This is a genomic window from Stenotrophomonas sp. SMYL41, from assembly GCF_036319965.1.
Classification (GTDB): Bacteria; Pseudomonadota; Gammaproteobacteria; order Xanthomonadales; family Xanthomonadaceae; genus Stenotrophomonas; species Stenotrophomonas maltophilia_R.
In genome coordinates, this window is the sequence record NZ_JAWIRX010000002.1 from 252,651 (window position 1) to 266,734 (window position 14,084).

12 protein-coding genes, 1 tRNA gene and 1 pseudogene are annotated in these 14,084 nt (G+C 64.5%); 6 read left to right on the forward strand and 8 right to left on the reverse strand.

From position 1 onward, the window contains the following. Positions 1 to 97: 97 nt before the first annotated feature. Positions 98 to 1,090, forward strand: coding sequence for a LysR family transcriptional regulator (locus V3B30_RS03560; protein WP_005410175.1), 993 nt, complete (start codon positions 98 to 100; stop codon positions 1,088 to 1,090). A 55-nt stretch (positions 1,091 to 1,145) separates the two neighbouring features. Here the strand turns inward: V3B30_RS03560 and V3B30_RS03565 are convergent, their stop codons facing one another. Then, complete coding sequence (locus V3B30_RS03565) at positions 1,146 to 2,219, reverse strand: DUF4241 domain-containing protein (RefSeq protein ID WP_262083372.1); 1,074 nt, start codon at positions 2,217 to 2,219, stop codon at positions 1,146 to 1,148. Between the two features lie 123 nt (positions 2,220 to 2,342). On the opposite strand from V3B30_RS03565, the gene V3B30_RS03570 reads away from it, so the two are divergent. Then, positions 2,343 to 2,432: transfer RNA gene (locus V3B30_RS03570), tRNA-Ser, on the forward strand. A gap of 94 nt (positions 2,433 to 2,526) precedes the next feature. Here the strand turns inward: V3B30_RS03570 and V3B30_RS03575 are convergent. From V3B30_RS03575 to V3B30_RS03585, 3 genes are all read right to left on the reverse strand, one after another. Continuing rightward, positions 2,527 to 5,280 carry a UvrD-helicase domain-containing protein gene (locus V3B30_RS03575; RefSeq protein ID WP_262083429.1) on the reverse strand — a complete coding sequence of 918 codons (2,754 nt, stop codon included), beginning with the start codon at positions 5,278 to 5,280 and terminating at the stop codon, positions 2,527 to 2,529. A 316-nt stretch (positions 5,281 to 5,596) separates the two neighbouring features. Then, positions 5,597 to 5,917 (reverse strand): hypothetical protein, encoded by a 321-nt coding sequence (locus V3B30_RS03580; RefSeq protein WP_100473242.1) that lies wholly within the window; start codon positions 5,915 to 5,917, stop codon positions 5,597 to 5,599. Positions 5,918 to 6,085: 168 nt separating this feature from the next. Then, complete coding sequence (locus V3B30_RS03585) at positions 6,086 to 7,075, reverse strand: MDR family oxidoreductase (protein ID WP_262083371.1); 990 nt, start codon at positions 7,073 to 7,075, stop codon at positions 6,086 to 6,088. A gap of 101 nt (positions 7,076 to 7,176) precedes the next feature. Between V3B30_RS03585 and V3B30_RS03590 the strand changes: the two genes are divergently transcribed. From V3B30_RS03590 to V3B30_RS03605, 4 genes are all read left to right on the forward strand, one after another. Then, positions 7,177 to 7,524: a helix-turn-helix domain-containing protein gene (locus V3B30_RS03590; RefSeq protein WP_262083370.1), complete on the forward strand. Its 348-nt coding sequence runs from the start codon at positions 7,177 to 7,179 to the stop codon at positions 7,522 to 7,524. A 488-nt stretch (positions 7,525 to 8,012) separates the two neighbouring features. Then, complete coding sequence (locus tag V3B30_RS03595; protein WP_262083369.1) at positions 8,013 to 8,420, forward strand: hypothetical protein; 408 nt, start codon at positions 8,013 to 8,015, stop codon at positions 8,418 to 8,420. 76 nt (positions 8,421 to 8,496) lie between these two features. Further along, positions 8,497 to 9,360: a hypothetical protein gene (locus tag V3B30_RS03600; RefSeq protein ID WP_100473239.1), complete on the forward strand. Its 864-nt coding sequence runs from the start codon at positions 8,497 to 8,499 to the stop codon at positions 9,358 to 9,360. Between the two features lie 31 nt (positions 9,361 to 9,391). Continuing rightward, positions 9,392 to 10,714 carry an XVIPCD domain-containing protein gene (locus V3B30_RS03605; protein WP_262083368.1) on the forward strand — a complete coding sequence of 441 codons (1,323 nt, stop codon included), beginning with the start codon at positions 9,392 to 9,394 and terminating at the stop codon, positions 10,712 to 10,714. A gap of 381 nt (positions 10,715 to 11,095) precedes the next feature. On the opposite strand, the gene V3B30_RS03610 is transcribed toward V3B30_RS03605, so the two are convergent. From V3B30_RS03610 to V3B30_RS03625, 4 genes and pseudogenes are all read right to left on the reverse strand, one after another. After that, positions 11,096 to 11,608, reverse strand: coding sequence for an EF-hand domain-containing protein (locus V3B30_RS03610; protein WP_262083367.1), 513 nt, complete (start codon positions 11,606 to 11,608; stop codon positions 11,096 to 11,098). A 90-nt stretch (positions 11,609 to 11,698) separates the two neighbouring features. Beyond that, positions 11,699 to 12,803 (reverse strand): annotated as a pseudogene (locus V3B30_RS03615) (ABC transporter permease); the annotation flags it as partial. A 140-nt stretch (positions 12,804 to 12,943) separates the two neighbouring features. Beyond that, positions 12,944 to 13,414 carry a hypothetical protein gene (locus tag V3B30_RS03620; protein WP_100473236.1) on the reverse strand — a complete coding sequence of 157 codons (471 nt, stop codon included), beginning with the start codon at positions 13,412 to 13,414 and terminating at the stop codon, positions 12,944 to 12,946. Continuing rightward, a complete protein-coding gene (locus V3B30_RS03625; protein ID WP_100473235.1) occupies positions 13,411 to 13,977 on the reverse strand; it encodes a UDP-N-acetylglucosamine acyltransferase in 567 nt (188 codons plus the stop codon). The genes V3B30_RS03620 and V3B30_RS03625 overlap by 4 nt, the downstream gene beginning before the upstream one ends. Positions 13,978 to 14,084: the final 107 nt, after the last annotated feature.

The following is a 14,084-nucleotide window of genomic DNA, read 5'->3' on the forward strand; positions in this document are numbered from 1 at the left end:
GCGGGGTGCCCCGCCGACGGAGAGAACGATAGGTTGTTGCAAAGGCGGGATAAAGGTGGTTGAATGCCACGTATTGTTCTAGATATGGAACTCGGGCATGCATGACCTGAATGATCTGTACTACTTCGCGATGGTGGTCGACCACGGTGGATTCGCCGCCGCCGAGCGCGCCTTGGGCATCCCCAAGTCGCGACTGAGCCGCCGCATCAGCCAGCTGGAAACCGACCTGGGCGTGCGCCTGCTGCAGCGCTCCACGCGCCGTTTCGCGGTCACCGACGTCGGCACCAGCGTGCACCGCCATGCGCAGACGATGCTGGCCGAGGCCCAGGCCGCGCGCGAAGTGGTTGACCGCCTCAGCGCCGAACCGCGCGGTGTGGTGCGCGCCAGCGTGCCGGTGTCGCTCGCGCAGATGCAGCTGCCCAAGCTGCTGCCCAAGTTCCTGGAGCAGTACCCGAAGGTGCGGCTGCAGCTGAACATCAGTAACCGCCGCGTGGACATCATCAACGAAGGCTACGACGTGGCCCTGCGCGTGCGTTCGCGCCTGGACGACGACGGCAGCCTGGTGATGCGCAGCTTCGGCCAGGTGCAGGAACTGCTGGTGGCCAGCCCGAAGTACCTGGACCGCGCCGGCCGTCCCAAGGATCCGGAAGAACTGACCCAGCATGTCACCCTCAGCATCAGCGAGGACGAAGCACGCCAGCGCTGGGAGCTGCATGGCCCGGAAGGCGAAGTGCGCCGGGTGGACCTGCAGCCGCGCGTGGCCGGCTTCGACTTTCCGCTGCTGCAGAGCATGGTGAAGGACGGCTTCGGCATCACCATGCTGCCGGAAACCGTGTGCGCCGACGCCGTGCGCAACGGCGAGCTGGAAGTGGTGCTGCCGGACTGGTCACTGCCGCAGGGCGTGTGCCATGCCGTGTTCGCCTCGCGCCGTGGCCTGCTGCCGGCGGTGCGCGTGTTCATCGACTTCCTGGCCGAGCACCTGCCGCCGCAGCTGGAGGCCTCGCGCCTGGATTGCGGTGGCGCCTGTGAAAAGGCCAAGGAGCGGATCAAGGCCAGTGCACTGGGTGCGCTGGCCGTGGATGCCGGCTGAGAGCGCTGAACAGTAACGCCGGGCCATGCCCGGCGTTGCTGTATTCCGGCGCCGATCAGCTCCGGCCGAACAGCCGGTCCCAGAAACTACGGCGTCGCGGTGCGGCCGGTTGTGGTTCGGCTGCAACGACGGGTGCTTCCAGCACTGCCATCAGCGCCGCGCTGCGTGGCTTCTTCAGGAAGCGCGCGTAGTCCAGATAGCTGGTCACCTTGCTCATGTGCAGGCGCTCTGGCATCGCCGGCAATGCGCCGCCCTGCAACAGCACCCGCAATGCCTGCGGACGATCCAAGCGGATCGCCTCGAACAGCGCAGTGCCGCCACAGCCCGGTTCGATCTGGTTGGCGCGCTGCGGCGCATCCTTCAGCAGGGCTCGCAGTGCGTCTCCGTCGTCTCGCTCCACGGCAGCCACCAGCCGCGCCAGGGCATCCGCTTCTTCGGGTGCAAGATTGTCGCGATAGGCCTGGTCGGCGATCTCGCGCTCGTCGCGCCCATCGCCGCCCTGGATGCACAGGAAATCGGTGACCAGGGCGACCGGAATGCCGGACGTATCCAGCGCCCAGTAGCTGGGATAGACACCGTCGCCCCAGCCACTGGTGAACACCACCAGGCCGTGCGGCGAGTCCTCGCCCCAGGGGCGGTACTCGGCGCCTTCATCCAGGCCATCGTGGTCGATCAGTGCATCCGACCATTCACTCTCTTCGTCGCCATCGGCCTGTTCGATCAGGGCCAGCAGCGCCTGCTGGGTGTCGGTATCCATGAAACAACCGATGCCGGCGTCGACCGGATAGCCGATGAAGCTGTCCTCATCCAGGCCGGTCAGGTCCTGTGTGGTCCAGCGCGCCATCTGCCAGTGCAGGGCGGATGCGGTGAGCGACTGGCGCGGCTTGAACCAGACCGCGGCCAGCGCCGGGCGGCCGCTGTGCACGATGATCTCGACCGGATGCCGGCCCAGCGGGGCGGTATAGTCGGCCAGCGCGGGCGCCTCGGCCTGGACCAGCGGATCGCAGACCACCAGCTGCCCACTGCTGACCGGCAGGTGCCCGGCGAAGGTGCGGTGCAGGGCCACAGCGGCTAGCTGGGTGTCGTCCAGCAGGCAGGTGCGCAGGTTGGCCAGATCGAGATGGGCCATGGCGGCTCCGAGTGCGGTGGAGGCCCCACCGTGCCGGATGCGGAGGGCAGGGGCAAGGTGGTCTTGGGCAAATGCTCTTCACGTGCGAGAATACGCCGCTGCCCGGGCGACCGGGACCCGATTGGAGAGATGGCCGAGCGGTTTAAGGCACCGGTCTTGAAAACCGGCGAAGGGTCAAACCTTCCGTGGGTTCGAATCCCACTCTCTCCGCCATACCGCGAACGCCCCGGAAGGGGCGTTTTACGTTTCTGACAGGCCGTGGCCCCCTGAACACTTGAGCTGTTGGCCTGCACCTGAGCTCACGTGTTCATTCACGACGCCCATCCTTCGGTTTGTTATGGCACAACGGATAGCTGGAGCACGACCGGAAGGCCCCGTGCGGCCCATTCCTCTCCACGAACACGCCCAACTTGCACACCGGGCAGCGCTCGTCGTGGATGGCCGCCCCTGAAATCGCGGTCACTTCCACTGCTCCGTCCTTCACCAGCTCATCCAGGAACGGCGAGTGCTTGCCCCGCAGGGTGAACATCGCCACCGAACGTCGTGCACGCGTCAGCGCGACATAGAACAACCGCCGTTCTTCGCTCAGCGGATAGGTATCCCCATCCGGCATTGCCAGCGAAAGCACCGGGTCATCCGCGCGCAGGCTCGGGAAGCTGCGGTTGATCATGCCAGGCAGGATCACGTAGTCCGCCTCGCGCCCCTTCGATCGATGTGCGGTCAGGAACTCGACGTCCATCGTGCTGCCGAAGGCCGTCTTCCAATCAGAAGGCACTGCACCGCGATCCGCGCGATACCGCCCCAGAATGAATACAGTCACGCGCCCGTTGCGGCCCTGTGGAACGGCCCCGGACAGCAGCTGCTGATGCAGCTTGGCGAGGTACTGGCGAACCCCATCCTGCACCTCCTCGCGCCGGTTCATCTGGAACGCCTGCAGTACCGGGCCCATTTCCGGTGCAGCAGAGCGAACTGCTTTGGCGATCTGCGCGGGGTTGCGGCTGATGAAGCGGCTGGACACATCGCACAGTGCCTGCGGGCAACGGAACGTCTGCTCCAGTTTCAGCACCTGGCCATGCCCTATCCATTCGCGGAATCCGGTCATCACCGAAACGTCGGCACCGGCGAAGCGATTGATCGACTGCCAGTCATCGCCCACCGCGAACAGATGGCGGCCTGGTTGGCTGACCAATGCACGGCACAGGCGCGCACGGGCGCGCGATGCATCCTGGAACTCGTCGGCCATCACCAGTTCGTAGGGCGATTCATAGTGGCCCTGTTCCAGCAGCCCGGCCGCCATGTTGAGCATGTCCTCGAAGTCGATGCTGCGCTCGTCTGCCAGTGCGTTGTCCCAGGCCTGGAAAACCGGCCCGGCGATTTCCAGGAAGCGCCGGTAGCGTTCCTTGAACTGATCCTCGGGCATCTGCCGTAGGCGTGCCGCCATATCGTCCAGCGTCAGGCAGTTGCTCTTGGCATGGGCGATGAAGGTGCGCATCAGGCCGATCAGGTCTGCGTCCGGTATCGGCTTGGCGCCCTGGTCAGGCAGCTCGCGGTCCGGGTTCGGGTCGAGCTCGACATCAGACGCGCCGAGCCGCTCTGCTAGATCCTGCAGGGCCTGTCCACTGCGCAGGCCAAACGACGTCGTCTCGACCAGGGCGGTGCCGCGCGCCATATGCTGCTGGCGCTTCCAGTGCATGCCTTCGCTGTAGTTGGCAAAGTGCTTCGGCGGCTGGCCATTGGCATCCAGCGCAAAGTGCTCGTGATACAGCTGGGCGTCTGGATAGTAGAAGTCCGGACGATACTGGCGGTGGGTGTCTGTCACGGTGTCGAACTCGTAGCGCCGCTCGTAGTCGTAGGCCACGCCGTTGTAGAACAGCCAGTCGGCGATGATGCACTCTTCCAGGCTCTTCACCCGCTCACCCTGCAGGGTACGCATGTAGGGCGTGCCATCGCGGTCGTACCCATCGGCCATCATGTCGGCACCGAACGGCGGAAGATCGCGCCCGAATACCAGGCGGAACATGTCCCACTGGGTGCGGAAATGGGTCGAGCGGTCCTTCAGGTCGTCTACCAGTTCGGCCAGCTTGTTGAAGCCCAGCGTCGCGTCGACGGCCCATTCCGGGATATCGGGCTTGCGACCTGTCGCTTTGGCAATGATGGCCAGGCCGAGGGCGTGGAAGGTCCGGGCTTCAACCACGGTGTCGCCCATGCCGAGCCGGTCGAAGCATTGCTGCGCACGCGCTTCCAGCTCCTTGGCGGCGTCCTTGTTGAAGGCGAGCATCACGATCCGTTCGGGTTCGACAAAGCCGCGATCGATGGCATAAGCGGCCTTGGCGACCATCGTGGAGGTCTTGCCCGAGCCGGCCGCGGCCACGACCTGTACCCGGTTGTCGAAGCAGATGACGGCGCGGGCCTGTTCTTCGGTCAGGGGCTTGCTCTCGACCCGGTCCAGGAAGTCCTTGGCCAGCACCCGCTCACGCGCTGCCATGGTCGCGTTGGCCTCGGCCCAGGCGGCCGGCCAGTCCAGCTGCCAGTCGTGCAGGGCATCCAGCGCAGCACGATGGCTGTGCGAATGCAGGTCGCCATGCACGCTTTCATCAAGAAACAGTTGATCCAGCTCCGCCGGCTGCAGCGGCAGGGAGGAACGTTCGGCCAGCAGCGCCTGCTGCTGCTCGTGCGTGATCCAGCGGCGGCCGGCACTGCCGCGGTCGATGAGCGCGTCCGCGGCGCTCAACCACGCCTGGATCTGCTCCAGGATCGTGTCAAACAAGGCCTTGCGCCCGCGTGTGGTGCGCGCGAAGCGCACGTGCTGCAGCGCCGCCGCAAGCCGGGACGCCTGCGCGTTGGCAAGCCCGTCCACCGACAGCCGCGCGGCGCCTTCTGTCTGCAGCTCGACCCGCGACCAGAAAAGCCCTGGAATGACCTGCACGCTGTGATCGTCATCCGCGCGTTGCCGGTACTGCTGGCCGGCGACGTTCAGCTCGATGCTTTCGCCCTCCAGTCGCAGCCACCAGTGTGGCGAACGAGTCACACGTTGGCCCCAGATCGAGGGGCGCCATTCCATAGACATCCAGGTACTGCCTTGCAAGCGTCAACCGGGCATGTAGAGCCCCTAAGCCCGCATGATAAGGGGCCTTGACGTTGCATGTGGCCTTCTCAATTGCCTGGCGCATGCATCATGGCGCGTCTGGATCCCGGAGCAGGCCATGGAAATCGACTGGGACCGCGTGGGAAGCTTGAAGCACACCGGCGGCGGCTACGATATCCGGACGGATCCATTGAGGATCCTGGTGACCACTGCGAAGCAAGGGCACGAGGGCGAAGTCTCCGACATGCTGATCGTGATGGACGACGGCACCGTCATCCCGGCAGTTGCCGGATCACTCGTAGGCACGGTCCCGCTTTGCAGGGGGGACTTCAACCGCGTCGCCACGCCGGATCAGCTCATCCAGATCCACCGCCGATGCCGCCAGTGCATCCTGTGCGTCGAAATCCCACCTATCCTTGTAGTCCCGTGCCAGCAGGTCGCAGACCGCCTTTGCGCGCTGGTAGGCCTCGTCTTTTCCCTCGGCCTGCTGCAACTCATCGCGATGGATCTGGCACAGCATGAGCTGGTGCGCGTCCTCGGCGCGCTGGCGCTCCCAGTCGATGTCGGGCAGGCCCGAAAGTGCGGCAGCAAGCGCGAATGCGGTCATTGGCATGGCGGGTGTCCAGCAGCGGTGGGAGCCTGAGCGTATGCGACCGGCGGTGGCCAAAGGCCAGTGTCGCGCCGCGTGTTTCACGGCAGGTTCACCATTCGCTGCAGCATGGAGGGCGCGTTGCGGCCCTCCATCCACACGCATCAATCGAGCGCAGTTGCGGTCACCCGCTCAGGCATTGACATCCACAACGATGCGGCCGCGTACCTGGCCGGGGATGATCTTCCGGTACACGTCCAACACGTCGGCAAGCCCGATCAGCTGCACCGTGCTTTCCAGCTTCTGCGGGTCCAGGTCGGTAGCGAGGCGATCCCACGCGCGCTGGCGAACGTCCTGCGGTGCATTTACCGAATCCACGCCCGCAAGGGTCACGTTGCGCAGGATGAAGGGCAGCACCGAGCCGTGCAGCGCGTCGCTCTGCGCCAGGCCGCATGCGGCCACGGCACCGCGGTACTTCGTTTCGGCGATGGCATTGACCAGCGTTGGGCCGCCGGCCACATCCACCACGCCGGCCCATCGCGCGGCACTCACCGGTCGCTCGCGCGGCTCCGAAAGCTGCGCACGATCGATGATCTCGGCCGCACCCAGGTTGTGCAGATACTCGGCGTGCTCCGGTCGCCCGGTGGCGGCCACCACGCGATAGCCCAGCTTTGAAAGGATCGCCACCGCGATCGAGCCGACACCGCCGTTGGCGCCGGTCACCAGCACATCGCCCCTGTCGGGCGTCACGCCGGCATGTTCCAGGGCCAGTACGCACAGCATGGCGGTATAGCCCGCGGTGCCGATGGCCATGGCGTCGCGGGTGCTCAGGTTGCCGGGAATCCGGTTGAGCCATTCGCCGCGCACGCGGGCACGCTGTGCCAGGCCGCCGTGGTGGCCCATGCTCAGCTCCCAGCCATTGAGCACAACGCGGTCGCCTGGCTTGAAGTCGGCCCTGCTGGATTCCAGCACCACGCCTGCCAGATCGATACCGGGAATGAGCGGGAACGTCCGGATGACCGGACTCTTGCCGGTCAGGGCAAGCGCATCCTTGTAGTTGAGCGTGGAGTACTCGACCTGCACCAGGACGTCACCGTCCATCAGGTCGGCCTCATCGAAATCGACCAGTTCGGTCGAAACCTGGTTGTTCGTCTTGCGGGCGAGCAGTGCTTTGAACGTCATGGAGGGGCTCACATTCACCGGATGAGGCCATGCTAGGCTCGCGCCTCTATCGCAACAAGAACGATGATTTTCCGTAGGTACTATGGTTTTCCGGAGTATGCATGCGTAGCAAACGTTGGGATGGCAAGAGCGGTTGCGCGGTGGAAGTCACGCTGTCGGTGATCGGCGGCGTGTGGAAGCCGATCATTCTTTTTCATCTGATGACCGGCAAGCGGCGTTTCATGGAACTGACGCGGCGGGTGCCCAACGCCACCCAGTCCATGCTGACCAGCCAACTGCGTGAGCTGGAAGCCGACGGCGTGGTGATCCGCCACGTGTACCCGGAAGTGCCGCCGAAAGTGGAGTACGAGCTGTCCGAGTTCGGGCGCACGCTGGTGCCGGTGCTTCTGGCCATGCGCGAGTGGGGTGAAACCTACCGGGGCTATCAGAGCACTCAAGACGACAGCTGAAGGCTGAGCGGCGTTGCGCTTGCTGCGTCCGGCTTTCGCGAATGCTCACAGCCACCGACGGGTCTTTGGTGCCGGCAGCACGCGTGTCGTATACGGCGGGATAGCGCATCCGGAAAGCGCACGCTGGCGGGAGTCGTCTGCTGGCGAAGCGCGTCAGCCAATGGACAACTCGACATCCGCTGACGCAACCAACGTAACAGCGCGATCGCTCGGGATTTCCCTGCTTTCCATCGCCGGTTCGGGGCGGTAACCATGGCCGCGCCAAGGCATTCGCCGTGGCCGGGATTGGCGTCCCGAACGTACATGATGCGCGGCGTCGCGGTTGCAGCCAGAGTTGCAACCGTGACAATGCATCGCCTGCCAGTTCATGGCGGACGGTGCGTGGGGATCTCTCGATCCGCCGGCTTCTTGCATCATGTATCCGGCACGCCAACCCGCACCGTCCGCCACCTTGCATCTGCAGGTGGCCACATCGTGAGGTTGCCGTCATGCCCGAATGTCTGGCCGATCATCCCCGCCTGCACGCGCTGCTGGGCGCCGCCGCGCGCGATCTTCCCGCTGCCTTGGCCGAAACGCTGGAGGACGCGCTCCGCGAATCTGCCGATCTCGTCACGCCATCGGCATTCTTTGCACACCTGAAAGGCCACGGCAGGAACCTGCGCGCCGATGGCGAGATCTGGAGTGAAATGTGCCTGAGCCCCGGCCGCGCCTTCGACATGGCCCTGGCCACCCGCAGCGCGTCGGGCATCACGGCGTTGACCGCGGTGCTGCACGCCGCGCATGTGGCGCGGGAGAACGACGATCCTGCCTGCTGCCCGTCCGCAGCGGTGGTCGAGGGCCTGTTCAACGCCTGCCAGGTGCTGTCGCTGCAGGTGGAGCGCTGCCTCGTGCCGTGAAGGGCTGCGATGCGGTTCCTGTTCCGTTGGCGCCCGGTTGCCTATAGTGGCGCCGGAACCCCGCAATGGAATGCCCATGCACGTGATGTCCCTTGGCCGTTGCCTGACGCTCGCACTTGCCGTCGTAGTGAGTGCCGGCGCGTGCGCACGGCCGCCGTCCACCGAACACGAAAGGAATCCCGCCATGTCCGGCGCAACCCAGACCGGTCGCACGATCAACGGCCATACCTATACCGATGCCCCCGTAGACGTGAAGCTGGGGCCGAACACCTTCCGCATTCCGGCCAACTACCTGGACAGCCAGATCGCACCGTGGCCGGGCGAGGGCGTGACGCTGGTCATCGAGTGGCCGGGCATGACGCCGACACCGCCGGGTGCCCGGGCGAATCCGCGTACGAATGATTTCCGCAAGGAGATTGCTGTCCGTATCAACTATATCGATCGCATTCCAATTGAGACTTCGCTTTCAAGGCTTTCCTCAAATGAAGCCATCACGGAGGAGGGCTCTGTGGAAAGGGAGGATCCCAGGGACCGTCTCGATCAACGCGTCGCACAGCCGGAGACCTTGGGCCTGACGCCCTATGCAATCGATGAAGGGAAGATGGTGTTGTACGCGAAGAAGTATGAGGCCCGGTATGGGAAGCCGCCTGTCCGCAATCCTGCCTACGAGAGAGACTGGTACATCGCACGCCAGGCCGACGGCCGGATCAGCTCGTTCATCAAATGTGACGGCGAGGAATTCCGACGCGACGGCGTGCGGCTGGAGGGAAGCGAGGTGATCAGTGAGCCAGGAGAAGTGGCAGCCGGTTGCGTTCATTATTTCGTGGACATCGACAACAAGCTGTCCGTCAGCCTGGACTACAAGAGAGCGTTTCTGAAGGACTGGAAGCGTATGGAAGAGGCTGTCAGGGATGTCATCGCGCGCACGCGGTCACAGTGATCGGTGAATCAAGGAAGAGAAGGGACAGGGTATGAGTGGATTGACCGAACGCGATCTCAGAGTGCTTGGCAGCTATGCCAGAGACGGCAACCGCGAGCTTTACTGGAACTACCTGTCACAACTGCCGGGAGCCGATGGCTACGGGACGCTGGCACTGGGTGTCGTTCGCAACGATAGCCTGCCAGGCCGCGTTGCAAACAGCTACGCACAGAACTATGCGAAGACCCAGCAGGATGAGGGATCGCGTTTCTCAAATGCACGGTTGAGCGAGCGGCGGTGGGAGTCCTTTGGGCAGACCCTGCTCGAAAGAGATCTTGAATTGCGGCAGCAGTGGATGAACGAGCGCCGCCCAGACCTGGCACTGAATCTCCCCGGCAAGGATGTGATGCTGGCCCACGACCGGGCATTTGAACGGCATGAGCTTGATCCCAACTGCTGGACGCCGCGCGTGCTGCTGGAGGCGGCCGAGCAGAAGAGTGGCCCGGAGAAGCTGGAACAGATCTGGACCAACATGCTCAACAATGACTACGCCGGGGGCCCGCGCGTAGGCAACACCAGCGTCGATGCCATCAGCCAGATGGGATGGGCGAAGGGCGGGCAATACCTGACCCGGTTGAGCGTGCTGGAAGCCACCCAGGCACTGGAGGGCCGCTCGGCGGTCGATCCAAACGTCATCGGTGGCACCAGCTACTACGCGATGTACTTCGAAGCCGACAGGAAATGGGCCAGTGTCAGCGCGGCTGGCGGCCACCTGTCGCTGCGCGAGATCACCGATCCCGCACGCATCGCCGAACTCAACGACGCCCGCGAGGTTCGTCTGGAGCGGCAGGAGAAGCGCACCCAGTTCCACCCGGACGACCCGTACCGGACCATTACCCGCAGCCCGCTTACCGCAGCGGTGGACGCTGTGCCGGATCCCGCACAGGCACCGACCCGTCTGGCCGACATTGGTCCCGGCCATCGTGAGTACGCATTGATGCAGCAGGTGCGCGAAGGCGTGGCCGCGATCGATGCCAGTGCTGGGCGTACCCATGATGAGAACAGCGAGCGCCTCGTGGCGAGCATCATGGCATTGGCGCGCCACAACCAGCTCGAGCGTGCCGACCATGTGCTGCTGAGCGCCCAGACCGCCGATCACCCGGCCGGCCGCAACGTATTTGTGGTGCAGGGCGAGTTGAATGATCCGGCGCATCTGCGGGCCTTCATGCCCACGGACCGGGCGGTGCAGACACCGGTCGAGCAGCCACTGCAGCAGATCGAGGCCGCCAGCCTGGATCGCCAACAGGCGGCTGTGCAACGCCAGCAGCACATTGACGTGCAGGCTTGCGAGAGCCCTGCGATGCGGATGGGTTGAAATCACAGTGCCGGGCCGCCAATGCCAGCCCCGGGAGGGGGCCGGCACACATCATGGTGAGGTGTGACTTACGGGACGGTGCAGCCGCTGTTCCGCAGGCAGCGGGCAAACGGCGGGTAGCAGAAATCATCACTCTTGCCTGTGGCGAGGCAGGCTTGGTATGCGGTGTAGCACGGGGTACACCGGGACTCCGCGGCGGCGCTGCCGATTCCCAGGGTCAATGCAGCAGCCGCAATAGCAACAGACAGCTTGAATCCAATCTTCATGCTTCACTCCGTTGATAGCCCTCCTTGGGCAGCACGGAGGCTATCGTGGGAAGAGGGTGCATTCAACCCCCGTCGCGCCCGTATGGGCATCCATCTTCAGCGCGCCGCCCTGGATTTACTTTGTTGGCGCGTCTGCGGTCTGCGCGGCCACCATGGCCTGCTGCATTTCCTTCAGCGACAGAAAACCATCGCCATCGGTGTCCAGGCCCGCAAAGTACTTCGCAATCTCCGGCACCACACTGGCTTCTTCCTTACTGTGGCAGGGATAGGTGTAGCAGTCGGCGCCGCGATAGGTATCGCTGCGGCGGTCATAGTTGCCGTAGCGGCGAATGCAGTAATCGGCGCGTTCGCGGGTCTCGCGTTCGCGCTTGGCGGCAGCGGCAATGACACCGGCCACCACTGCCGCGCCCACCACGCCCACCACCACACCGGTGGTCTTGGCCTCGTGGCGGCGCTCGCGTTCCCGGCGATCCCACGCGTCACGATCGTGGTCTCGGTAGTCTCGGCTCCACTGCGGGTTGTAGCGGTCGCCGCGTTGCGCATGGGCGTCGCCGGAGTAGGGCAACAGCAGCATCAGTTGTGCAGCCGCTGCCAGCAGCAGTGCGGTTCTTCCTGGTTTCAGAAACATCGTCCAGCTCCTCTGCGGACATTGTAGGTAGCGCCAGTAGAGCCTGTGGACATTGCGCGAACCTGCCGTCACTGCAGGTAACTTCACGGGCTATCGAACCAGTGCCTCGACCGGGTCCAGCTGCGCGGCGCGGAGCGCTGGCAGGAAGCCAAAGCCAATGCCAATCAAGCTGGAACAGGCGAAGGCAGCCAGAATCGAGTTGGCGGAGAACACCAGGCTGAAACCCACGTTGGCCAGCTCCAATCCAGCGCCCAGTGCCAGGGCCACGCCGATGCCGAGCATGCCGCCGAGCAGGCACACCAGTACCGATTCGATCAGGAACTGCTGCAGGATGTCGCTGCGCCGCGCGCCCACCGCCATGCGCACGCCAGTCTCGCGTGTTCGCTCGGTCACCGATACCAGCATGATGTTCATCACTCCGATTCCGCCCACCACCAGCGCGATGGCGGCGATGGAGCTGATCATCATGGTCAGGATCCGGTGGTCTGTTCGATGGACTGGCGGATCTGCGCGTTGTTGCTCATGCAGAAATCGGTGCTGCCGTGGCGGCGTGCCAGCAATCGTCCGATGGCGTGCTCGGCCGCCTCCATGCTGATAGCGTCGGAGACGCGCACGGTGATGCTGGAAACGTGGCTCTGCCCCAGCATGCGTGCCAGGGTGGTGGTGTAGGGCAACCACACCCCCAGCAACGAGGCGTCGTCGACCACGCCGGCATCCTTCTTCACCACGCCCACCACGCGAACCGGCACGTTGCCCAGCAGCAGGGTCTGGCCGATGGGGTTGTCTGATCTGGCTCCCCGACAGCGGAGAAGCGGGCACGGGCATTGGCATCGATCACCACCACCTGCTGGTAGCCGGCTATGGCGGCAGGGCCGAAGAAGTCACCTTCGCCCAGCTTCAGGCCATGCAAGCGGAAGTACTGCTCGCTGACGCCTTGCACCTGCACGCTGGCCGAGCGGTTGCCGCGCAGCGCGGTGCCCGTGGTGGCCACACCGGGCGTAGCGCTGTCCACGAACGGCTGTCCGGCCAGGGCCACGCTGTCGCCGGGGGTGAGCGTTTCCCCCCGTGCCGAATGCAGGTCGCCAAAGCCGGATCCGGGGTAGATCTCGATGGTGTTGGTGCCCAGCGAGGAAATGTTGGACAGGATGGCCTGGCGCGCGCCAGTACCCAGCGCGACTACGGAGACCACCGACGCAGTGCCGAACCTCCACCCAGATGGCCACCCGCTCGATGCTGGTGTCCTGCTCGCACTGACGTGGGCAGGGGAGGTGGGTTGCCACCTCCCCCTCGGTGCTCAATACAACGATGCCCCTCGAAAGGGGCATTGCTGTGGAGTTACGGTGCTGTCTTCGCTTGGCGCGGATCGGCAATGATGCGCGAGGGCGATCCATACAGCACCAGGACCCGCATGCCGGTGATGAACACCGGATCGGGGCCCTGCACAACCGTCATCAGGTTGCCGTTCTCCGTCTGCACCACGTATTCCAGGCCCTTGGCCTGCGAGAGTGCGCGTTCGGAGGCCGCACCGGCAATCGCGCCGACCACGAGGCCGCCAATGGCACCAATGGCCGCTGCCTGGTCGCTGCCACCGATGGTGGAGCCGGCCACACCGCCAGCCGCAGCGCCGGCAACTGCACCGCCGCCCTGTGAGCCGTCAATACTGACCGCACGGACGCTGATGACCGTACCGCCGACAGTTCGATTGACCTGTCCCACTGAACCGATGGAATAACTGTCCGTACGCACGTTCGGCGCGCAGGCCGTCAGCATCGCAGCAACGGATGCAGCCACCAGCAGCCGCTTCATGGCGCTTCCTGCTTGTTCGGGAACATCGGCTTGGTAATGTCCACGGTTTCCAGCGCCTGCAGGAACTGGGCGATGTTGTTCTGTGCCGAGCGGCTGATCGATTCGCGGGCACGGACCATGCCTGCGAAGGCATAGTTGAACGGAACTTCGCCGGATGCGCTGACATCCTGGGTGTAGACGATGCTGCCGGTTGCACGATCGATCAGCTCGTAGCGGGCGATCGTCTTGGTGGTCATCGATGCACCGAAGCTGGGAATGTCGATCGCCAGGATCTTCACCGACAGGCTCAACTTCACCGGTGCGTCGTCGCGGAACACCGCCATCCTGTTGAGCGCTTCGGTCAGCGCGTTCTGCCACATCTGCGGTACTTCGTGCTGGGCCTCCGCGGGGATCTTGCCCTTGGCTTCATCCGGACGTGCCAGCGTGACCGTCAGCGACTTCAGTTCGCCATCAATCTTTTTGCTGCTGACCCCGACGTTCGGGACTGAGAAATTGAGTGGCGGATTAGTGGTGCAACCCGCCAGCGACACGGCGATGATCGCCGCGAGCAGAAACTTCTTCATCCATTCTCCCCTGTGACTACGTTGAAACATCCATGGTGAATCGTGCGTCCGTCGGCAACGTCTATGCTGCACCGCAGCGGTCGCATGTAGGCGTGGCTGACTGGGCG